This window comes from Pseudomonas sp. Marseille-Q7302 (assembly GCF_965111925.1).
Genome location: NZ_CBCOPK010000001.1, coordinates 3,593,961 through 3,615,006, shown reverse-complemented (window position 1 = coordinate 3,615,006; position 21,046 = coordinate 3,593,961). Strand labels below are relative to the sequence as shown.

Genomic DNA, 21,046 nt, shown 5'->3' with positions numbered 1-21,046 from the left:
TAGGCCGGGGACGGACGATCAGGGCGCCGGAGTGCCCGGTTCGCCAAGGGAGGTCATCGCCTCGCGCGGTTCCAGGCGCCCGCGGAAGTCGCGTCCGCTCGGGTGTTGGAACACATGCAGGCCGAATTCCGGGAGGATGGAGAGCAGGTGATCGAAGATGTCCCCCTGGATGCCCTCATATTGCGCCCACACCGTGGTGTTGGTGAAGCAATAGATCTCCACCGGCAGACCCTCGCCGGAGAGCGGCATCTGGCGTACCAGCAGGGTCATGCCCTGGTGGACCCCGGGATGGGCACGCAGGTAGCGCTCCACATAGGCGCGAAAGGTACCCAGGTTGGTCACCCGGCGGGTGTTGACCGGTTCCTGGCCGCGTTTTTCCAGCTTGCGGTTCCAGTCCGCCAGTTCCTGCTCCTTGGCGGTGAGGTAGTCATCCAGCAGGTTGAAGCGGTGCAGGTGCTCGCGCTCGGTGTCGCTGAGGAAGTGCACGCTGTTCTGGTCGATGTTGAGCGCCCGCTTGATGCGCCGGCCACCGGCCTCCTGCATGCCGCGGTAGTTGCGGAAGGAGTCGGTGATGAATCTCTTGGTGGGGATGGTGGTGATGGTCTTGTCGAAGTTCTGCACCTTGACCGTGTGCAGGGCGATGTCGATGACGTCGCCATCGGCGTTGAGCTGGGGCATTTCGATCCAGTCGCCGACGCGGATGATGTCGTTGCTGGAGATCTGCACGCTGGCCACCAGGGAGAGCAGGGTGTCCTGGAAGATCAACAGCAGCACCGCGGCCATGGCACCGAGGCCGGAGAGCAGGATCAGCGGCGAGCGGTCGATCAGGGTGGCGATCATCAGGATGACCGCGATGGCGTAGATGACGATCTTGCTGACCTGGACGTAGCCCTTGATCGGCTTGAGCCGCGCCGAAGGGCGCCGCGAATAGAGCACGTTGACCATGTTCAGGGCGCTGCCCAGGGCCAGGGCGATGGTCAGCACGATGAAGGCGCTGCAGACATTCTGCACCACGGTGACCAGGGCGTCGGGGCGACCCGGCACCAGCTCGATGCCGATCGAGAGCACCAGGGCCGGGACGATGTTGGCCAGCCGGCCGATGACCCTGTGGTGATTGAGTTCGTGATCCTGGCCGAAGGAGGTGCTGCGCAGCAGGCGATAGAAGCCGCGCACCAGGATGCGCTTGACGATCCAGTTGAGGACCCAGGCGGCCAGCAGGAGGCCGAGGCAGGCTACCAGGGTGAGCAGTTGGGGGTGTTTTTCGAGGTCGTCGATCAGTCGGGTCAGGGCCGTGGGCATAGGGGGTCTCTTGACGGGATACTACGGACGCCACGTTAGCAAAGCTGGGCCCTGCTTGCCGTATTCGTCATCTGCGGTCGGTCATAGGTTCAGCCCTTTCAGGAAGATATCCATGCGTCCCTTAGCTGCTGTTCTTACCGTCGCCGCGACACTGCTGCTCGCCGGTTGCGCCGGGCGTCCCTTCGGTCCGCCGACTCTGGATGATCGCCTGGCCGACCTGGGCTATCGGCAGGGCGCTGCCCTGGACACCATCCTGGGGTTCGATCTCTCCGGCTGGCATTACCTGGATGCCGGGCATCTGGCGCTGGGTACCGGGCTTGGCCGTGCTTACCTGGTGGACTTCGCCGTACCCTGTCGTAATCTTGCCGCTGGCAATCGGCTGGGCTATCGCTCGCGGGCCGCTGGCCTGCGTCCGGGCGACTTCCTGGTGTCAACCGATGCCCGGGGCAGTCGGATGGAGTGCCCCATTGGCGGCCTGTATCGCCTCGATCCCTTACGCTGAAACGCGATGATCCTGACCCTCGGACATTCCAATCACCCACTGGCGCGCTATATCGAACTGCTGCAGGCGCAGGAGGTGACGGCCGTGGCCGATGTGCGCTCGCAGCCCTATAGCCGACACGTGCCCCAGTATCGCCGAGAGGCCTTGCGCGAAGGGTTGGCGGCCGCCGGGATCGCCTATGTGTTCCTGGGCCAGGAGCTGGGCGCACGCAGCCCGGATCCGGCGCACTATGAGGATGGGCAGGTGCGCTATGACCGCCTGGCCGCCAGTGCGCTGTTTCAGCGGGGGCTGCTGCGCCTGGAGCAGGGCCAGGCACGCTGGCGGATCGCCCTGCTGTGCGCGGAGCGCGATCCCCTGACCTGTCACCGTGGATTGCTGGTAGCGCCCTGTCTGAGGCAGCGGGGCCTGGCGGTCACTCATATCCATCCGGACGGTCGGCTGGAAAGCCAGGCCGAGCTGGAGGACCGGCTATTGGCCACGAGCGGCCTGGCGGACGGCGATCTGTTCAATTCGCTAGAGGAACGGCTCCAGCGGGCCTATGCCCGCCACGGCTGGGGCTAGGAACTAAGGCTCCACTGGGTCGCGCTTTTTCCACCAGCCGGCGAAGAGGCCGACCGGATAGATCGTCACCATGACGGCGAAGACCAGCCAGGTGCGCCAGGACCAGGCCGACAGCACGAAGCCCTGGGAGAAGCCCACGAGCAGGTAGCAGGCCGCGGTGACCAGCAGGATGCTGCCGAGGGCGCTGCCGAAGCGGGGTCTTGGGGTCATGGCGGCGGTTCCAGGTCGAGGCGGAGAAGGGCGTCCCTTTTAAGCCAGCGCCGGACGCCTGGCAATGCCCCCGACTGCAACCAATTGTTTGCTTACGGTCAGGGCTTGAAGGCGCCAATGAAGATGCTCGGGTCGACCCGCACGTCATTGAGACTGACGTTCCAGTGCAGGTGCGGACCCGTGGCGCGGCCGGTGCTGCCGACGCGACCGACCACGCCGCCACGCGGGACCTCCTGACCGACCTGCACATCGATGCGCGAGAGGTGGCAGAACATGCTGATCAGGCCCTGCCCGTGATCGACGAACACCGTCTTGCCGTTGAAGAAGTAGTCACCCACCAGTACCACCTTGCCGGCGGCCGGGGCCTTGACCGGGGTGCCGGCAGGCACGGCGAAGTCCAGGCCCGAGTGCGGGTTACGCTCCTGGCCGTTGAAGAAGCGGCGCAGGCCGAAGGGACTGGAGAGCGGACCGTCCACGGGCTTGTCCAGCAGCAGGTTGCTGGGCTGGTTGGACGAGAACAATCGGTAGGCGGCCTGCTGTTCGGCCAGTTCGCGCTCGAAACGCTTCAGGTCTTCGGGATTGGGCGTGACCTGGCGCTGGTTCTTCAGGGTGATGCGCTGCTCGGCGTAGTGCCGGCTACCAACCGTGAACGCCAGGGGCGTGGCGCCGACGACTTCCAATGGCTGGCGGCCTGCTGCGGTGCCCAGGGGGATGCCGACGATGGCCACCCAGCTGTTGCCATCCTTGACCACCAGCACCGGCTTGCCCTGGTAGCGCACCCGCGGCGCCGCGTCACCCGGAATGGGGACCACGGCGACGCCGCCCGGCACGGGCTTGTCCAGCAGGCGTTGCAGGTAGGTACCGGCATGGGCGGGCAGGGCGAGGAACAGGCAGCAGAGCAGCGGCAGCAGGCGGGACATGGGAATTTCCAGCGACGAAAACACCCATGCTGGGGCAGGCAAGGGCCGCGGGCAAGGCGCCCGCGGCATTCTTCATCAGTTGGGGACGATCTTGTAGAGCACGGTTTCCAGCGCCGGCTTCTGTTTTGGATCGAAGAAATTCATCTCGGGGATGCGCGAATCCGTGACATAGACGGTGCCATCCGGGCCGCGGCCAAAGGTGTCCGGCCAGATCAGCTGCTTGTCCTGTACCAGGGTAGTGAGCTGACCGTTCTCGCGGACCTTCACCGCATGCTCTTCCACCGCGCTGACATAGAGACGTCCTTGCGGATCCATCAGCAGGCCATCGGCCGGGCCGTTCTCGCCGACCTTTTCCACCTTGGCCGGCAGGCTGGCGAGCTCATCGCCCTGCAGGCTGGCGGTGGCGATGCGATAGAGGGTGTTGCCCTTGACCGCCTGCCAGTAGAGATAGTCACCGGCCGGGGAGAGGGCGATGCCATCGGCGGAGAATTCCACGCCACGGCCATCCGGACGCATCAGCGGCTTGCCGTCGGCCTTGACCTTGACGCCCTTCTCGGCCTGGGTGCTGGGATCGCCATCCAGGGCGCGGCGCGCCTTGCCGCTGTCCAGGTCCAGCACCACCAGGGCCCCGCGTGCGCCGGAATCGGTGATGTAGGCATGGCGGCCATCCGGACTGAGACGGACGTCGTTGAGGTAGCTGCCCTGGGGCGCCACGCTCTCGTCCAGCGCGTAGACCTTGCTCACCTGGTTGCTGGCCAAGTCGATCTTCACCAGCTTGGGTGCCCCTGGCACCACCAGAGCCTGGGCTGGGGCGCCCGGGTCGATGACCCAGAGGTTGCCACGGCCGTCGGCCACCACGGATTGCACGCACACCCAGTGATTGCCTGGCGTCAGCTCATCGCGCTTGGCATTGCGCCAGCCGTTCCAGGCCGGATCCGGATAGGGCACCAGGCTACCGTCGGGTTTGAGTTCAGCTACCGAGACTTCGCTGTCCTCGGTCCAGCGCGGGAAGTTGACGAAGATCCGACCGTTCTCGCTGACGGTAACGCCAGTGACCTGATGATCGAAGCTGGCGACCTTTTCCAGCTTGGCGCTGGACTCGGCAGCAAAGGCGGCAGGTGCCTGGGGCAGGGCGGTCAATAGCGTGGCCAGTGCAAGGCGGCTGAGGGCGGGTCTGGACATGGTGGGATCCTGGTGGGCGACCGGAGGGACCGGTCCTGCAGGTACGACTGCGCCGCCCGCCTGGAAGATCGCCAGGGCCGACAGCCGGCTGGCCGTTGGCCCGCGCGGGAACGTCCGTGGAAATCCCGGGGTCCTCCCTGAAACCCCAGAGGAGAAGACCATGTTCCGTCCCATCGCCAGCAGCCTGGCCTTGCTTACCCTGAGTGCGGTACTCGCCGGTTGCGACAAATCACCGGAGACCCCGCCGCCCCAGCGCAGCGAAGTGGTGCAGAAGAGCACGCCCGGCAGCGATCCGGCCACTCAGTCGCCCGAGCGCACCGTGGAGCATGGCAATCCGGGGACCAAGGCGCCCTGAGGCGCCAGCGTCAGTCCAGCAACGACAGGGTGACCGGTGCCTGGTGATTGTCCAGCACCCGTACCTCCAGCTCGCCTTCGGCCAGGCGGGCATGGAGCCTCTGACCGGGCTGTACCTGGCCGGCCGCACGCACGGCCTGGCCGCGTTCGTCGAGGAGGATGCTGTAGCCACGGCCCAGGGTGGCCAGCGGGCTGACGATCTGTAGGGTCTGGACCGCGCCAGCCAGGCGTTGCTGACGTTCCTTCAGCTGTCGTTGCATGACCCGGGGCAGTTGTTCGGCGAGCTGCTCTAGGCGCTGGCGCAGCAAGGCCAGTTGGCGCCCGGGATGCTGGCCGGCCAGGCGGGTATCCAGGTGGGCCAGGCGATCGCGGCGACGATTCTGGGCGATGACATAGGCACGCCGCAAACGCAGATCCAGATCATCCAGGCGTTGGGCCTGCTGGCGCAGGCGCTCGCCAGGATGACGCAGGCGCCGGCTGCAGGCGTCCAGGCGCAGTCGCTCGCGGGCCAGGCGCTCGCGCATGCGCAGCAGCAACTGGCGGTGCAGACTGTCCAGGCGCTGGCGCAGGTCGGCGCTATGGGGGGCGAGCAATTCCGCCGCGGCCGAAGGGGTGGGTGCGCGGACATCGGCGACGAAGTCGGCGATGGAGACATCGGTCTCGTGGCCCACGGCGCTTACCACCGGGGTCTGGCAGGCCGCCAGGGCGCGGGCCACGGGTTCTTCGTTGAAGCACCAGAGGTCTTCCAGCGAACCGCCGCCACGGGCCAGGATCAGAGCGTCGAAGCCTTGGCGGTCGGCCAATTGCAGGGCGCGGACGATCTGGGCAGTGGCCTCGCGGCCCTGCACGGCGGTAGGAATCAGCGTCAGCTCGACCTGGGGCGCCCGTCGCTTGAAGACGCTGACGATGTCGCGGATTACCGCGCCAGTGGGCGAGGAAACGATGCCGATGCGCTGGGGATGGGCGGGCAGCGTTCGCTTGCGTTCGGCGGCGAAGAGGCCTTCGGCGGCCAGGCGCTCCTTGAGGGCCTCGAAGGCCAGGCGCAGGGCGCCGTCGCCGGCCGGCTCGACGCTGTCGAGGATCAGCTGGTAGTCGCCGCGGCCTTCGAACAGCGAGACCTTGCCGCGTACCTTGACCGCCAGGCCGTCGCGCAGGGCTTGCCGTACCCGGCTGGCGTGCTGGCGGAACAGTGCGCAGCGTACCTGGGCCTGGCCATCCTTGAGGGTGAAGTACAGGTGGCCGGAGGCCGGCTTGGCCAAGTTGGAAATCTCGCCCTCGACCCAGACCTGGGCGAAGACGTCTTCCAGCAGCACCCGGGCGCGGCTGTTGAGCTGGCTGACGCTGAGCACCTCGCGGTCGAGGCCGAGGCGAGCGAAGGGATCCTTGAACATGGGGCGCTATCTGTGGCTTTCGTCGGCCTCACCTTAGCAGCTCTGGGCGCGGGGCGAGCAGCCCATTAAGCTGCGCGCCCCTTCCTTCGAGACCCGCGTTCCATGACCCTGCGCCAGACCATCCTTGCTCCCCGCATTTCCAGCCATCCGCGGGTGGAGCGTACCGCCGTGGAGATCCTTGGCTGGCTCGCCGCCAGCGGCGTGGTCAGGGCCGAGGCCTCGCCCTGTCTGCCCAGTCGCGGCCGGCGTGGCCATGCGCCGGGTCCGCGACTGACCGAGGTGCTGCGCCTGACGCCAGGCATGGACGATCCGCGCGACTTCGCCGACGGCGGCCTGGAAATCGTCACCGAACGCTGCATCTTCACTCCGCTGGACGGCTTCGAAGGTCGGGCGCGCTGCCCCGCCTGCCGCCGCGAGATCGGCGAGGCGCTGTTCGAACATCTGGAAGTCTGGATGCCGGCGGAAAGCGATAACTTCGCCTGCCCGGAATGCGACCACGAAGACGACATCAACGGCTTCGACTTCCCCCAGCCGTGCGCATTTTCCGACCTGGGCTTCATCTTCAACCACTGGCCGGCCCGGGCCTTCGCCCCGGCCTTCCTGGAGGAATTCCGGAGGCGGCTGGGTCAGCCGTTGGCGGTGGTGGAGGTGTAGGGGCGGGTGGGTCTATCGCGGCCATGGGCCGCTCCTACAGGAACATCAGCTCTGTAGGAGCGGTCGCTACGGCGCACTGGCATGGCCGCGATGGAGCCATAGATCCGTAGCGTGGAAAACCGCCTGGCGTTTTCCACTGGGCCTAGGTGCCTGACGGTGACAAGGCTGCGCCGTTGTCCACGCTACAAGCTGGAAGGGCGCAGTGTTGGGCTTCGTTGCCCAACCCAACCTACGGGAGATTGTAGGTTGGGTTGAGACGGCTCTTTCGTCGAAGCCCAACAGGGGCACGCGACTGGCGTTGCGAGGTGTTGGGCTTTGCTGCGCTCAGCCCAACCTACGGCTTTCAAGCCTTCAGTTTGCGCAGCCACTCCAGCCCGGCCGAGGTGTCGCCCCGCGGACGGTATTCGCAGCCGATCCAGCCGTCGTAGCCGAGGGCGTCGAAGCGCTCGAACAGGTAGGGATAGTGCAACTCGCCCAGGTCCGGTTCGTGGCGATCGGGCACGCCGGCGATCTGCACATGGCCGATGCCGGCGAAGTCGCGTTCGAAGGTCTTGCTGACGTCGCCCTCGACGATCTGGCAGTGGTAGCAGTCGAACTGCACCTTGAGATTGCTGGCGCCTATGGCCTGGCGGATGGCCTGGGCGTCGTCCTGGCGATTGAGGAAATAGCCGGGCATGTCGCGCCCGTTGATGGGCTCGATGAGGATCGTCACCCCGGCCTTGGCCGCCTGTTCGGCGGCATAGGTCAGGTTGCCCAGGTAGGTGTCGCGGGCGCGGGCCCGGTCGACCTCGGCGGGCAGCAGCCCGGCCATCACGTGTACCAGGCGATTGCCCAGCACGGCGGCGTATTCCAGTGCGCGGTCGATGCCGGCGCGGCATTCGGCTTCGCGACCGGGCAGGGCAGCCAGGCCGCGCTCGCCGGCCGCCCAGTCACCGGGCGGGGCGTTGAACAGCACCTGGGTCAGGCCGGCGGCGTCCAGACGCGTCTTGATCTCGGCGGCGCTGTGGTCGTAGGGGAAGAGGTATTCCACGGCCTCGAAGCCGTCCGCGGCGGCGGCGGCGAAGCGGTCGAGAAAGGCATGCTCGGGGTAGAGCATGCTGAGGTTGGCGGCAAAACGAGGCATGAGGGTCTCCCAGGTCAGACGAAGGGCCAGAGCAGCAGGGTGATGGTGAAGCCCAGGCACCCCAGCAGGGTGGTCAGGACGGTCCAGGTGCGCAAGCCGTCGGCGACGCTCAGGCCGACCAGCTTGGTGAAGATCCAGTAGCCGGCGTCGTTGATGTGCGACACGGCCAGACCACCGGCGCCCATGGCCAGGCAGAGCAGGGCCATGTGGTTGGCCGAGAGGTCCAGGGTAGCAATCAGCGGGCCGAGGATGCCGGCGGTGGTGACCAGGGCCACGGTGGTGGAACCCTGGACCGCGCGCAGTAGCAGGGTCAGCACGAAGCCCAGCGCCAGCACCGGCAGGCCGGTGGCGCGCAGCAGCTCCGAGACCACCGCGCCGATGCCGGTGTCCACCAGCACCTTGCCGAAGACGCCGCCGGCGCCGGCGATGAGGATGACCATGGCGACGCCGGGCAGCGCCGAGCCGATGACGTCCGAGACCTGCTCGCGCGACCAGCCACGGCGGAAGCCCAGCACATAGGCGCACAGCAGGGTGTCGATCAGCAGCGCCACCAGGGGCGCGCCAATCACGGTGAAGATGTCGCGCAGCAGGTTGCCGGCCGGTAGCCAGCTGGTGGCCAGGGTGCCCAGCAGGATCAGCACGATGGGCAGCAGGATCAGGGTCACCACCAGGCCGAAGCCGGGGGCCGGGGCGGGCGGCAGGCCGGCGGCGAGGCCGGCCGGGGTCTCGTCGACCTTGACCGCGGCGGCGCCGAGGCTGGGCAGGCCGGGGGCCATGTCCTGGCCGCGGCCCCACTGCTGCAGATGGGTGTCGGTGATCTGCGGACCATAGACGTCGCTGCGGATGTCGTCGGTCATGGGGTAGTGACGACGGGTCATGCGCCCGGCCACCCACCAGCCGATCAGGGCCAGCACGGCGGTGATCGGCAGGCCGAACAGCAGCACCCGACCCAGGTCGGCGCCCAACTGGCCGGCGGCGGCAACGGCGCCCGGATGGGGCGGCAGCATGGCGTGCACGGTGAGCATGGTGGCGCACATTGGCAGGGCAAAGACGATCAGCGGTTTGCGCGCGGTGCGGGCGATGCCATAGGCCAGCGGCATCAGCACGATCACCCCGACTTCGAAGAACACCGGGATGCCGACCAGGAAGCCGGCCAGGGTCAGGGCCAGTGGCGTGCGTCTATTGCCGAAGCGCTCGATCAGCGTCTTGGCCAGGGCCTCGGCGCCGCCGGAGAGTTCGATGATGCGGCCGATCATGGCGCCCAGGGCGATGATGATGGCGATGTGGCCGAGAATCTTGCCCATGCCGCCTTCGATGGTGGCCACCAGCTTGGACGGTTCCACCCCGGCCGCCAGGGCTACCAGGATGCTCACCAGCATCAGCGCCACGAAGGGCTGGAACTTGTACTTGAGGACCAGTAACAGCAGCAGGGCGATGCCCGCCGCGGCGATGAGGACCAGGAGCAACGGACTCATGAACGGGACTCCGGGTGGGTAGGGCTGACGACGTAAGACATGGCACTTTCCTCGCTATTGTTGTTTTTCCAGGGCAAGCCGATCCCGCGACGGCCGGCAAGGGCCATCGTGGGGGTATTGCGGTAGCGCGGGCTTCAGGTCACCAGACGGCGCCGAAGGTCTCCGCCAGTTCGGCCAGGGCGGCAGCATCGAGCGGCGCCGGTCGCGGCTCGGTCAGCAGCCACAGCCGCGCGGTTTCTTCCAGCTCCTCCAGGGCGAAGCTGGCCTTGCTCACGCTGCTCTCCCAGACCACCGGGCCGAGGCGTTCGAGCATCACGCCCCTTACCCGGTTGGCCAGTTGCGCCACCTGCTCGGCGACGCTGGCGGCGCCGGGGCGGGCATAGGGAATCAGCGGGATATGGCCGACCTTCATCACCTGGTAGGGGGTGATCGGCGGCAGAATGTCGTCGGGGCGCCAGACGCCAGCCAGGGTCAGGGCCACCAGGTGGGTGGAGTGGGTGTGCACCACGCCGCCCACGCCCGGGTTGCGGTCATAGACCTGACGATGCAGGGCCAGGGTCTTGGACGGCTTGTCGCCGGAGACCCAGTCGCCATCCAGGCCGACCTTGGCGATGGCGGCCGGATCCAGGCGACCCAGGCAGGCGTCGGTGGGGGTGATCAGCCAGCCGTCTTCCAGGCGGGCGCTGATGTTGCCGGCGCTGCCCACGGTGTAGCCGCGGGCATAGAGGCTGGCGCCGACGGTGCAGATCTCTTCGCGCAGACGGGCTTCGACGCTCATGCCTGCTCTCCTGCCAGCTGACGCAGCGCCTTGGCGAAGAAGTCGCGACTGCCGAAGTTGCCGGACTTGAGCGCCAGGGCCAGGGGTTCGCCCGCGACCTGGCCGAGGGTGGCCGGCACGCCCGGATCGATCTGGGCACCGATGCGCAGGCTTTGCACGCCCAGGGCCTGGACCACGGCGCCGGAGGTTTCGCCGCCAGCCACCACCAGGCGGCGCACGCCCTGATCGAACAGGCCGCGGGCGATCAGGCCGAGGGCACGTTCCACCAGTTCACCGGCGCGCGCCACGCCCAGCTCGCGCTGGATGGCCTTGACCTCGTCGGCGGGACTGGTGGCATAGATGAGCACGGCCTGGCCCTGCTCGCGCGCCCAGGCGAGGGCGGCGTCGATGGAGTCGTCACCCCGGGCCAGGGCCAGCGGGTCCAGGCGTAGCGCGGGACGACCGGCTTCCAGCCAGGCGGCGACCTGGCCATTGGTGGCCTGGGAGGCGCTGCCGGCCAGTACCGCCTCGCCACCGGCGGGCAGGTCGAGGGCGGCGGCATCATGGGCCTGGAGCAGGCCGGCGCGGCGGAAATTCTCCGGCAGGCCTTGGGCGATGCCCGAGCCGCCGGTGACCAGGGGCAGCTCGGCACAGGCCGCGCCCAGGGTATGCAGGTCGGCGTCGGACAGGGCATCGGCGATGGCCAGGCGATGACCCGAGCGACGCAACTCGTCGATAGCTGCGCGCACGGCCTCCGGGCCTTTAGCGACCTGGTCATAGCGCAGCAGTCCGACGGTGCCGCGGCTCTGCGCCTGCAGCACCCGCACCAGATTGGCGTCGCCCATGGGCGTCAGCGGGTGATGCTGCATGCCGGATTCGCTGAGTAGCTGGTCCTGCACGAACAGGTGGCCGCGGAACAGGGTGCGCCCGGTTTCCGGGAAGGCCGGGCAGGCCAGGGTGAAGTCGCAGTCCAGCGCCTCCTGCAGCGCCTCGGCCACCGGGCCGATATTGCCTTCGGCGGTGGAATCGAAGGTCGAGCAGTACTTGAAGAAGAACTGCCGGCAGCCGCGCTGGCGCAGCCAGGCGAGGGCGGCCAGGGATTCGCTCACAGCCTCGGCGGCCGGCGTGGTGCGGGATTTCAGCGCCACTACCACGGCGTCGGCGGCCTCCAGTTCGGCGTCGGCTGCGGGCACGCCGATCACCTGCACGGTGCGCATGCCGCCACGCACCAGCATGTTGGCGAGATCGGTGGCGCCGGTGAAGTCGTCGGCGATGCAGCCCAGCAGCGGGCGGGTCTCGGTCTGGCTCATGGGTTTCACTCCGCGGCCTTGGGCAGCTCGATGCCCGGGAAGATCTTGATCACCGCCGAGTCGTCTTCACGACCATGGCCGGCGGTGGACGCCTGCATGAACATCTGGTGGGCGGTGGCCGACAGCGGCAGCGGGAATTTCGAGGTGCGCGCGGTATCCAGCACCAGGCCCAGGTCCTTGACGAAGATGTCCACGGCGGACAGCGGGGTGTAGTCAGCCTTGAGGATGTGCGGCACGCGATTCTCGAACATCCAGGAATTGCCGGCGCTGTGCGTGATGACCTCATAGAGGGCGTCCGGATCGACGCCTTCGCGCAGGCCCAGGGCCATGGCCTCGGCGGAGGCGGCGATGTGCACCCCGGCCAGCAGCTGGTTGATGATCTTGACCTTGGAGCCCTGGCCGGGCGCATCGCCCAGGCGATAGACCTTGCCAGCCATGGCGGCCAGTACCGCTTCGCCTCTGGCGTAGGCCTCGGCGGTACCGGAGGTCATCATGGTCATCTCGCCGCTGGCGGCCTTGGCCGCGCCGCCGGAGAGCGGGGCGTCCAAGAGCAGGATGCCACGCTGGGCCAGGCGCTCGCCCAGCTCCACGGCGTAGGCCGGGGCCACGGTGGCGCAGGCGATCACCAGGCTGCCCGGCCGCAGGGCAGAGGCGGCGCCGCCTTCACCGAACAGCACAGCTTCGGTCTGCTCGGCGTTGACCACCACGGTGATCAGGATGTCGCAGCTGTCGGCCAGGGCCGCAGGCGAGGTGCAGGCTACGCCACCTTCGCTGGCGAAGCTTTCCAGCACGCTGGCACGCACATCGCAGGCATGCACGGCGAAACCCGCGCGCAGCAGCGAACGGGCGACGCCCAGACCCATGGCCCCGAGGCCGATGACACCGACGTTGTCTTGCATCTTGTTGTTCTCCAGAAAGGTGGTCAGGCGAAGCCGGCCTGTCGCAGGCGGCGGGCGGCGTTGTAGATGTGCTGGCGGGCGGCATTGGCGGCGGCCAGGGGGTCACCGAGGCGGATGGCGGCAACGATGGCCTGGTGTTCTTCGTGCACCTGGCGGGAAAAGTCCTCGCGCCGCGCCTCGTTGGTACGGGTGATGCGCGTGGCCGTCTCCAGGTACTGGCTGACGAATTCCAGGGTCTTGATGAAGTAGGGGTTGCCGGCGGCCTGGGCGATGGTGCGGTGGAAGGCGACGTCGGCGCGTACCCCGTCGTGGCCGTCGGCGACGTCTTCGTCGATGGCGGCCAAGGCCTCGTCGATGGCCACCAGGTCGGCTTCGCTGCGGTTGATGGCGGCCTCGGAGGCGATCTCTGCCTCGACGGCGCGGCGCAGGGCCAGCAGGTGGAAGACGCTACCGGGCAGGCTGGCTTCGTCGGCGTCGATACGCAGCGGGCGGATGCTGGCGTGGGTGGTGACGAAGATGCCGCGCCCCTGCTGGGGCTGCAGCACGCCTTCGTTCTTCAGCCGCGAGATGGCTTCGCGCACCACGGTACGGCTGACGCCGAAGGCTTCGGAGAGCAGGGCTTCGCTGGGGATCTTGCTGCCGGGGGCGAAGACACCGGCTTCGATCTTGTCCAGCAGCTGTTGAGCGACGTTATCGCTCAGCACATTGGCGGGGACCTTGGCGAACATAGAGACCTGCTGTTGTGGTTGTAAGGTTGTCATACAGGTTGTGGCGCTACTTTCTCATAGCCTTTTGGCTTTGTGTAGTGGTTTGGCAAAGGCACTACGAGATTTTTGTGACGGCTTCGCTAGGTACAAGACCCAGGCTAGAGCACTTGTGAAGTGTTATAATATAACATTTGTATCGAGGAGCGCTGTCGTATGACCCCTGAAGAACTCTTGGCCCAACCCGAGTCGGCCTACATGAACGAGGCCCAGCGCGACTTCTTTCGCCGGCTGCTGCTCGATCAGCGTGGCGATCTGCAGCGGCTGATCGACGAGCAGGTGGAAGACCTGCGTGGCATGGACGCCCACGGCGATCCGGCCGATGTCGGTAACGCCGAGCAGCAGCGGCAATGGCAACTGCGCCAGCTGGAGCGGGAGAAGAAGCTGCTGGACAAGATCGACGAGGCGCTGGAGCGCCTGGCCCGTGATGAGTATGGGTGGTGCGAGGAGACCGGCGAACCCATCGGCCTGGCACGGCTGCTGCTGAGACCCACTGCCACCCTTGGCGTCGAAGCCAAGGAACGCCAGGAGCAGCGCGAGCGGCATATGCAGTCGTCATGAGGGTGCGGTGACTGGGCTTTCCCTCACCCCAGCCCTCTCCCGAGGGGAGAGGGGGCGGTATGGCGCAGGAAGGGTCGCCAGTAGGTTGGGCTGAGACGGCTCTATCGTCGAAGCCCAACAGAGCAAGGCCGAGCACGGTACCGTTAGGCTTCGCTAACGCTCAGCCCAACCTACGAAAGCCGTTGCGCCTCGAACAGCTCGCTTGGACGCACGATCTGATCGCGGGCAGCGATCAGGGGCAGGTCGCGGCTGCCGGGAGCGGTGCGGGCGACCAGGGCGTAGAGGGCGCTGACCGCGTGGGAGGCTGCCACGGGCGTCGATTGGCCGTTCAGCAACTGGCCGAGCAGCACCGCCGAGAAGACGTCACCCATGCCGTTGGGCAGTGGCTGCAGGTCCAGGTAGGGCGTCTGCACCAGCCAGGCATCCTGGCTCTCCACCACCAGAGTACTGAGGACGTCGGCGGGCAGGTCCGGGGTGCGCAGGCTGGTGATGACGATGGTCGCGGGGCCCGGCTGACCTGGGCGCCCCAGCAGCAGGCGGGCGGCGCCCACGGCGTCGGCGGTATCCGCCAGCGGCTGGCCATGCAGCAGCTCGAATTCGTAGTGGTTGGGGGTGATCAGGCTGGCCTGTTCGATGGCGCGACGGCGCAGGAAGTCAGGGATGCCGGGGCGGACGAAGATGCCACGGCCGACGTCGCCCATCACCGGATCGCAGAGATAGTGCAGGTCGCTGCGCTGGCGGCGGATTTCCTGGACCACCCCGAGGATCACCTCGCCGATGGCGGCGTCGCCCAGGTAGCCGGAGAGCACCGCCACGCAGCGCTCCAGGACGCCACGGGCGCGCAGGCCGTCGAGTACGTCGTGGATATGTTCGGGCGGAAAGACCTGACCCTTGAATTCGCCGTAGCCGGTGTGATTGGAGAACTGCACCGTGTTGACCACCACTGGCTGCAGGCCGAGCAGTTGCAGCGGCAGGGTGGCGGCGGCGTTGCCGACGTGGCCATAGGCGACATGGGACTGGATGGACAGCACCAGCGGCGGCTGGGCGGGCAAGGCGGCGGGCATGGCGGTCACCTGGGCAGCGGGCTCGCGATCCGAGCCGAAAACGAAGAATCTCTGCAGCTTACCCCAGCCCTTCGAGCGAACCCTAACCCGGATGTGGCGGTCTGCATCGGCAGTGCGGATCGCTCCCTGCGCGGGGCGCCTTGGCTAGTGTGGTGTTTCAGAGGTTCGCGCAAGGACTAGCGAGTGATTTTTTGGCATTGGCCAGGCGCCCCGACGAGTCATGGCAGGGCTATGGCGAGGAGTGGCAACGCCGCCAGGATGGTCCGCCGCTGCGGCCGAAAAGGCGCCGCCAAAAAAGTGTGCAGTTAACCTCTGGAACACCACACTGGCTACACTGGAGCGACTGTCATCCACCTCTGGCCCCAAGGAGAAACGGGGAATGTCCGAGCTTAGCTTCGCACGTCTGGTGTTGGGTCTGCAGGCCCTGGTCTGGTTTGGACTCGCCCTGGCGCACTGGTTCTATCCCTACGAGATGGCCAATGCCCGCGGCATGGTGCTGATGGATTCGGCGTCGGTAGCCGAGGCGCGGGTCTGGTATGGCGGCATGCAGTTCGCCCTGGCGCTGTTCGCCGTGCTGGCCTTTCGCCGGGCGGAGTGGCTGTCGGCCGGGCTGTTGCTGGTGGCCTTCGTGCAGCTGACGCTGTTCGTGGTACGCCTGATCAGCGGCGTGCTGGGCGAGTCGGCCACCGCCGAGCTGGACCTCTATTCCCAGGGCTATCGCCTGGTCATCGGCATCCTCGCCCTGCTGGCGCTGCGCGCCCACCGCCGCCACGAGCAGCGGGAGCTAGAGAATCGCCGGATCTACCAGGGCCAGTAACTAGCGCCCTGGCCGGGGCCGCGCGGTGTCGATCTGATCGCTGCGGCTCAGGCCCAGGGTCAGCTGCCGGCAGAGGTCGAGGAATTCGACCATGGCCCCGGTCTGGTACTTCTGCTTGTGCCAGATGAAACAGAATTGCCGGCGCAGATCCAGCGTCGGGGTCTCGATGGGTACCAAGGTGCCGCGGGCGAAGGCGTCGCGCAGCGCCAGCCGTGACAGGCAACCGATACCCAGCCCCGATTCCACCGCCCGCAAGATGGCCTCGGTGTGCTCCAGCTCCAGGCGTACGTCCAGTGGCTGGGCATGATGGCGCATGGCTTGGTCGAAGGTCAGCCGGGTACCGGAGCCCTGTTCGCGCAGGATCCAGGCCTGGGCTTCCAACTCGGCCTGCGCGGCCTGGGTACCCGCCAGGGTGTGTCCGGGCGCGCAGAACACCACCAGTTCATCCTCGATCCAGGGCTGCACCTCCAGGTCCGGGTGCTGGCAATCGCCCTCGATCAGGCCGAGGTCGATGTCATGGTTGGCGATCCGCTGCACCACGCTGGCGGTGTTGTGCACATGCAGGCGGACCCGGCAATCGGGATGCCGCTGCATGAAGTCGCCCAGCAGCAGGGTGGCCAGGTAGTTGCCGATGGTGAGGGTGGCGCCGACCTCCAGGGAGCCGAAGCCGGTCTTGCCGCGCAGCAGATTCTCCACCTCGGCGCTGCGGTCCAGCAGGGCCACCGCCTTGGGCAGCAGCTGACGACCCAGGGCGTTGAGTGTCAAACGCTTGCCGGCGCGGTCGAACACCCGGCAGTCGAATTGCCGTTCCAGTTCGCCCAGGGCGGTACTGGTAGCCGACTGCGACAAACTGAGCGCCTCGGCCGCGCGGGAAACGCTTTCCTGGCGGGCCACGGCGACGAAGACCTCGAGTTGACGCAACGTGAATCTCATATCTGCCTTTTGGATAACCTATATTCGAATTATTCATTTCACGGATATTTTCCCCCTCTATAAACTGTCGCGCAATTTCTATCCAGCCCCGGGCTGTACCGATTTTTCCTGGAGTCATCGATGAGCAACCTGTACACCGAGCGCGTCCTGAGCGTTCATCACTGGAACGACACCCTGTTCAGCTTCAAGACCACCCGCAATGCGGGCCTGCGTTTCGAGAACGGTCAGTTCGTGATGATCGGCCTGGAGACCGAAGGTGGTCGTCCGCTGATGCGTGCCTACAGCATCGCCAGCCCCAACTACGAAGAGCACCTGGAGTTCTTCAGCATCAAGGTGCCGGACGGCCCCCTGACCTCGCGCCTGCAGCACCTCAAGGAAGGCGACAACCTGATGGTCAGCCGCAAGCCCACCGGCACCCTGATCCTCAGTGACCTCAAGCCCGCCAAGCACCTCTATCTGCTGAGCACCGGCACCGGCATGGCGCCCTTCCTGAGCACCATCCAGGATCCGGAGACCTACGAGCGCTTCGAGAAGGTGATCCTGGTCCACGGCGTGCGCTACGTGAACGAGCTGGCCTATGCCGACTTCATCACCAAGACCCTGCCGGAGCACGAGTTCATCGGCGACCTGGTCCGCGAGAAGCTGATCTACTATCCCCTGGTCACCCGTGAGGAATTCCGCAACCAGGGTCGTCAGACCGACCTGATGCGCAGCGGCAAGCTGTTCGCGGACATCGGCCTGCCGCCGATCAATCCGCAGGATGACCGCGCCATGATCTGCGGCAGCCCGAGCATGCTGGACGAGACCAGCGCCGTGCTGAACGAATTCGGCCTGACCATCTCGCCGCGCATGGGCGATCCGGGCGACTACCTGATCGAGCGCGCCTTCGTCGAGAAGTAACGCCGCAAGCTCCACGAAAACCCGCCCTCCGGCGGGTTTTTCATGTGCGCAGCCAGTTGGGCTGAACTCCCCCGGCGTCGGGCCGGTCGGTTTCTGCAGGGCGTGTCATGGCGACACGCCACTGCTGGGAGCCCCCATGAAGCCCTATGTGATCTGCCATATGATGTCGTCGGTCGACGGTCACGCCCTCACCGATGGCTGGGACCGTACCGTCAAGAAACAGGCCGATACGACCTACGAGCGCCTGGCCGAGCGCTTCGACTTCGATGCCTGGGCTTGCGGCCGGGTGACCATGGAAGAGATCGCCCACGGCGAGGGTTATCCCAAGGGCGTCGCCCAGGCGCCCATCCCGCGCACCCACCACTTTGCCAAGCGCGACGCCAGCAAGTACGCCATCGCCATCGATCCCCAGGGCAAGGTGGCCTGGAAAAAGAACGAGGCGCTGGATTCCCACGTGGTGGCGGTGCTCTCCGAAGCGGTGAGCGACGATTACCTGGCGCATCTGCAGAGCATCGGTGCCTCCTATGTCTTCGGCGGCAAGCAGGAGCTGGACCTGGCGGCGGTGCTGGAACTGCTCAACACCGAGCTGGGCATCGAGCGGCTGGTGGTGGAGGGCGGTCCCCACGTCAGCGGCTCCTTTGTCGCCGCCGGCCTGGTGGACGAGATCAGCGTGCTGATCGTCCCGCTGGTGGATGGTCGCGGCGCGCACCCGGCGTCCTTTGAAATCGCCGAGCAGGTCTGGCAGCAGCCGCTGTACCTAAGTCTGGATTCCGCCGAGGCCCAGGACGATGGCAGCGTCTGGCTGCGTTATCGTCGCGCCTAGCCGAGCGCCTTTGCCAGGGCCAGGGCGTCCGCCCCGGCCTCGGCAGCGGCCTCTAGCGGACAGATCCCGCTGGCATAGCGCGCGATCACCTCGGGTACCTGGGCCAAGGGTACCGGCCGGCTGATGTGATAGCCCTGGATGAAATCGCAGCCCAGGGCGCACAGCAGGCGCAGTTGCTCCAGGTGTTCGACACCCTCGGCGGTGACCTTGAGCTTGAGTGGCCGAGCCATGCCGATGATGGCCTGGACGATCTGGTGGTCGGCATTGCCCTCGACCAGCCCGGTGATGAAGGAACGGTCGATCTTCACGGTGTCGATGGGCAGTCGCTTGAGATAGGCCAACGACGAATAACCGGTGCCGAAATCGTCGATGGATACCGTCACGCCTAGGTCGCGGATGCGTTGCAGCAACTCGGCGGTCGGCTGGACATTCTTGACCAGGGCGTTCTCGGTCACCTCCAGCTCCAGTCGTCGTGGTGACAACCGGTGATCGTCCAGGCGCCAGGCGATCTGGCCGGGCAGGGCGTCGTTGCTCAGGCTCAGGGCCGAGCAGTTGACCGCGATGCGCAGGTCGGTGAGCCCCGCGGCGGTCAGGTCGGCAAGGTCCCGGCAGGCACGCTTGAGTACCCAGGCATCCAGCTCCTCGATGAAGCCATTGGCCTCGGCGACGCCAAGAAAGAAGTTGGGCGCCAGCAGGCCAAGGCGGGGATGATCCCAGCGAATCAGGGCTTCGGCTTTGTCCAGGTGGCCGCTGGCGACGTCGAGGATCGGCTGGTAGTAGAGCTGCAGGCCGCGCTCCTCGACCAGTGCCTCACGCAGTTCGGCCTCCAGCTCCAGTTGCAGCGAGATCTTCTCGCGCAGGGTCTCGTCGAAGAAGCTGTAGGTGTTCCGACCATTACCCTTGGACAGATAGAGCGCCAGGTCCGCGCTCTTGAGTAGTTCTTCGCAACAGCCACCGTCGCGTGGATAGAGGCTGATGCCGATGCTGGTGGTCATCACCAGCGGGCGGCTGCCGATGGTGATCGGATTGCGCAGTCGCTCCAGGATGCGCTGGGCGAGATGGCGTGCCTCGTCCGGCCCGGCGAGGCTGGCCAGGATGCAGAATTCGTCACCACCGAAGCGGGCTACCAGATCACCGTCGCGGACCGCGTCGCGGATGATCTTGGCCATGGCCACCAGCAACTGGTCGCCGGCGTCGTGACCGAGGCTGTCATTGATGCGCTTGAAGTGATCGATGTCGAGAAACATCACCGCCAGGCTGCGATTCTGCTGGGCATGGCGGTCGAGAATCTCGGCGAAGGCCTGGTTGAAGGAGCGCCGATTGTGCAGGTCGGTGAGAGGGTCGTAGTGCGCGGCCTGCTGCAGTGAGGCCCGGGCTTCGTCGAGCTGGCCGACCAGGGAGTTGACCCGCTCCAGGTCGTTTTCCTTGCGCTGCAGCTGGCGATCCGCCCAGGCTGCGCCCAGGCCACCTATCACCAGCAGCAGGGCGATGATGGCGATGCCTACGCCGAGCTGCCAGGAATTGCTGGCCCCTTGTAGCGGCCCCTCGGCCTGGGCGGGCGCGATCAGCACCATGGACCACATGCCGGTGAAGTGCATGGCGGCGATGGCCAGGCCCATCACCAGGGCGGTGGCCATGCGCAGCCAGCGGTAGATGCCAGTGTAGTGGCGACGAAAGATCTGGATCAGTTGCAGGGCGGCGAAGCTGGCGCCCACGGCGATGGCGATCGACAGCAGGAAGGGCGCCGGACGATAGAGCACCACCGCTTCGGTATGGGCGGCGGCCATGCCGGTGTAGTGCATGAGCACGATGCCCACGCTCAGCACCAGACCGGCCTTGAGCCGCTGGCCTAGGGTAAGGTCGGGCTGGCTGAGGGCGGGCATGGCCATGAGGCCGGCCAGCACCACGATCAGCAGCGAGGCCAGGGTGACGAAGAGGTCGTAATGCACCCGGGTGGGCACGGTGAAAGCCAGCATGGCGATGAAGTGCATGCCCCAGACGCCGAAGCCGAAACTCAGGGCGCCCATCAGGCTCCAGGCACGTCGCCGGGCCATGGTGCGGGTCTGGCCGATGCGCTCGGCGAACACCAGGGTGACATAGCAGGCGCTGACCGCGACCAGATAGGCGAGCGTCACCAACCAGGCGTCATGCTGGCCGTGCAGATGCACCTGGTCTTGGGTGAGAGGGGCGACGAGAAAGTCGAGTCCCAACCAGTTGTTCATTCCGTTGCCTCGGCAGGAAATCCAGCGCGACTGAACGAAGGCTGCCCGACCGGAGCTCGTCGATCCGGGCAGTCTTCACCACGGCAGTCGCCGCTTTGGGTTTAGCTTGCCTTGCCCTATCGGCGCGGTGAAGAGGGGCTTTAACGCACACCCAGGCAGTTAGCGCGCGAGGTTTTTTTCAAGCAGGCAGGGGGCGGTGGAAACGCGCCGGTCGAGCAAGGCGGAGCGCTCTAGATAGCTAGCTAGCGACTTTGTGATGGCACTTGGCCGGCAAAACGACCGTTCGTCGAGCGGGGTGATGACGAACGGTCGAGCGTGGGAAAAA

22 protein-coding genes are annotated in these 21,046 nt (G+C 66.7%); 8 read left to right on the top strand and 14 right to left on the bottom strand.

The window, feature by feature from the left end:
* Window positions 1–18: 18 nt before the first annotated feature.
* Window positions 19–1,299: a mechanosensitive ion channel family protein gene (locus ACWPW1_RS16875; protein ID WP_454253486.1), complete on the bottom strand. Its 1,281-nt coding sequence runs from the start codon at window positions 1,297–1,299 to the stop codon at window positions 19–21.
* 112 nt (window positions 1,300–1,411) lie between these two features.
* Between ACWPW1_RS16875 and ACWPW1_RS16870 the strand changes: the two genes are divergently transcribed.
* Both ACWPW1_RS16870 and ACWPW1_RS16865 read left to right on the top strand, forming a co-directional pair.
* Window positions 1,412–1,801: a DUF6491 family protein gene (locus ACWPW1_RS16870; RefSeq protein ID WP_059315814.1), complete on the top strand. Its 390-nt coding sequence runs from the start codon at window positions 1,412–1,414 to the stop codon at window positions 1,799–1,801.
* 6 nt (window positions 1,802–1,807) lie between these two features.
* Window positions 1,808–2,362 (top strand): DUF488 domain-containing protein, encoded by a 555-nt coding sequence (locus ACWPW1_RS16865; RefSeq protein WP_454253485.1) that lies wholly within the window; start codon window positions 1,808–1,810, stop codon window positions 2,360–2,362.
* Window positions 2,363–2,365: 3 nt separating this feature from the next.
* Here the strand turns inward: ACWPW1_RS16865 and ACWPW1_RS16860 are convergent, their stop codons facing one another.
* The 3 genes from ACWPW1_RS16860 to ACWPW1_RS16850 form a co-directional block, all read right to left on the bottom strand.
* A complete protein-coding gene (locus ACWPW1_RS16860; RefSeq protein ID WP_454253484.1) occupies window positions 2,366–2,572 on the bottom strand; it encodes a hypothetical protein in 207 nt (68 codons plus the stop codon).
* Between the two features lie 98 nt (window positions 2,573–2,670).
* A complete protein-coding gene (locus ACWPW1_RS16855; RefSeq protein ID WP_454253483.1) occupies window positions 2,671–3,492 on the bottom strand; it encodes a peptidoglycan DD-metalloendopeptidase family protein in 822 nt (273 codons plus the stop codon).
* Window positions 3,493–3,567: 75 nt separating this feature from the next.
* A complete protein-coding gene (locus tag ACWPW1_RS16850; protein ID WP_454253482.1) occupies window positions 3,568–4,674 on the bottom strand; it encodes an L-dopachrome tautomerase-related protein in 1,107 nt (368 codons plus the stop codon).
* 160 nt (window positions 4,675–4,834) lie between these two features.
* Between ACWPW1_RS16850 and ACWPW1_RS16845 the strand changes: the two genes are divergently transcribed.
* The gene (locus ACWPW1_RS16845) at window positions 4,835–5,029 is read left to right on the top strand and encodes a hypothetical protein (protein WP_454253481.1); all 195 of its coding nucleotides are present in this window, start codon (window positions 4,835–4,837) and stop codon (window positions 5,027–5,029) included.
* 10 nt (window positions 5,030–5,039) lie between these two features.
* Here ACWPW1_RS16845 and xseA read toward each other — a convergent pair whose 3' ends face one another.
* Window positions 5,040–6,419 (bottom strand): exodeoxyribonuclease VII large subunit, encoded by a 1,380-nt coding sequence (gene xseA, locus ACWPW1_RS16840; protein ID WP_454253480.1) that lies wholly within the window; start codon window positions 6,417–6,419, stop codon window positions 5,040–5,042.
* A 102-nt stretch (window positions 6,420–6,521) separates the two neighbouring features.
* Between xseA and ACWPW1_RS16835 the strand changes: the two genes are divergently transcribed.
* Complete coding sequence (locus ACWPW1_RS16835; protein WP_017640643.1) at window positions 6,522–7,073, top strand: hypothetical protein; 552 nt, start codon at window positions 6,522–6,524, stop codon at window positions 7,071–7,073.
* 343 nt (window positions 7,074–7,416) lie between these two features.
* On the opposite strand, the gene otnI is transcribed toward ACWPW1_RS16835, so the two are convergent.
* The 6 genes from otnI to ACWPW1_RS16805 all read right to left on the bottom strand — a co-directional run bounded on the left by otnI (window position 7,417) and on the right by ACWPW1_RS16805 (window position 13,365).
* Complete coding sequence (gene otnI / locus ACWPW1_RS16830; RefSeq protein ID WP_323149581.1) at window positions 7,417–8,196, bottom strand: 2-oxo-tetronate isomerase; 780 nt, start codon at window positions 8,194–8,196, stop codon at window positions 7,417–7,419.
* A gap of 14 nt (window positions 8,197–8,210) precedes the next feature.
* A complete protein-coding gene (locus ACWPW1_RS16825) occupies window positions 8,211–9,671 on the bottom strand; it encodes a GntT/GntP/DsdX family permease (protein ID WP_454253479.1) in 1,461 nt (486 codons plus the stop codon).
* Window positions 9,672–9,810: 139 nt separating this feature from the next.
* The gene (gene otnC, locus ACWPW1_RS16820) at window positions 9,811–10,449 is read right to left on the bottom strand and encodes a 3-oxo-tetronate 4-phosphate decarboxylase (protein WP_058790666.1); all 639 of its coding nucleotides are present in this window, start codon (window positions 10,447–10,449) and stop codon (window positions 9,811–9,813) included.
* On the bottom strand, window positions 10,446–11,738 hold the full coding sequence (otnK, locus tag ACWPW1_RS16815) for a 3-oxo-tetronate kinase (RefSeq protein ID WP_173149524.1): 1,293 nt from the start codon (window positions 11,736–11,738) through the stop codon (window positions 10,446–10,448). Before otnK ends, otnC begins: the two co-directional genes overlap by 4 nt.
* Window positions 11,739–11,743: 5 nt before the next feature.
* Window positions 11,744–12,637, bottom strand: coding sequence for an L-threonate dehydrogenase (gene ltnD / locus ACWPW1_RS16810; protein WP_454253478.1), 894 nt, complete (start codon window positions 12,635–12,637; stop codon window positions 11,744–11,746).
* 23 nt (window positions 12,638–12,660) lie between these two features.
* Window positions 12,661–13,365 (bottom strand): FadR/GntR family transcriptional regulator, encoded by a 705-nt coding sequence (locus ACWPW1_RS16805; protein ID WP_017638637.1) that lies wholly within the window; start codon window positions 13,363–13,365, stop codon window positions 12,661–12,663.
* Window positions 13,366–13,557: 192 nt separating this feature from the next.
* Here ACWPW1_RS16805 and dksA point away from each other — a divergent pair, with 192 nt between their 5' ends.
* Window positions 13,558–13,962 carry an RNA polymerase-binding protein DksA gene (gene dksA / locus ACWPW1_RS16800; RefSeq protein ID WP_173149520.1) on the top strand — a complete coding sequence of 135 codons (405 nt, stop codon included), beginning with the start codon at window positions 13,558–13,560 and terminating at the stop codon, window positions 13,960–13,962.
* Between the two features lie 170 nt (window positions 13,963–14,132).
* Here the strand turns inward: dksA and pdxY are convergent, their stop codons facing one another.
* The gene (gene pdxY, locus ACWPW1_RS16795; protein WP_271655668.1) at window positions 14,133–15,026 is read right to left on the bottom strand and encodes a pyridoxal kinase PdxY; all 894 of its coding nucleotides are present in this window, start codon (window positions 15,024–15,026) and stop codon (window positions 14,133–14,135) included.
* Between the two features lie 379 nt (window positions 15,027–15,405).
* Between pdxY and ACWPW1_RS16790 the strand changes: the two genes are divergently transcribed.
* Window positions 15,406–15,843, top strand: a complete 438-nt coding sequence (locus tag ACWPW1_RS16790) for a DUF4345 family protein (RefSeq protein ID WP_059315800.1) — start codon at window positions 15,406–15,408, stop codon at window positions 15,841–15,843.
* On the opposite strand, the gene ACWPW1_RS16785 is transcribed toward ACWPW1_RS16790, so the two are convergent.
* On the bottom strand, window positions 15,844–16,776 hold the full coding sequence (locus ACWPW1_RS16785; RefSeq protein ID WP_059315799.1) for a LysR family transcriptional regulator: 933 nt from the start codon (window positions 16,774–16,776) through the stop codon (window positions 15,844–15,846).
* Between the two features lie 120 nt (window positions 16,777–16,896).
* On the opposite strand from ACWPW1_RS16785, the gene fpr reads away from it, so the two are divergent.
* Complete coding sequence (fpr, locus tag ACWPW1_RS16780; RefSeq protein WP_007160677.1) at window positions 16,897–17,676, top strand: ferredoxin-NADP reductase; 780 nt, start codon at window positions 16,897–16,899, stop codon at window positions 17,674–17,676.
* Window positions 17,677–17,812: 136 nt separating this feature from the next.
* Window positions 17,813–18,499, top strand: a complete 687-nt coding sequence (locus ACWPW1_RS16775) for a dihydrofolate reductase family protein (RefSeq protein ID WP_454253477.1) — start codon at window positions 17,813–17,815, stop codon at window positions 18,497–18,499.
* Here ACWPW1_RS16775 and ACWPW1_RS16770 read toward each other — a convergent pair.
* Window positions 18,496–20,721 carry a putative bifunctional diguanylate cyclase/phosphodiesterase gene (locus tag ACWPW1_RS16770; RefSeq protein WP_454253476.1) on the bottom strand — a complete coding sequence of 742 codons (2,226 nt, stop codon included), beginning with the start codon at window positions 20,719–20,721 and terminating at the stop codon, window positions 18,496–18,498. The two genes, ACWPW1_RS16775 and ACWPW1_RS16770, sit on opposite strands and share 4 nt — an antisense overlap.
* Window positions 20,722–21,046 lie beyond the last annotated feature (325 nt).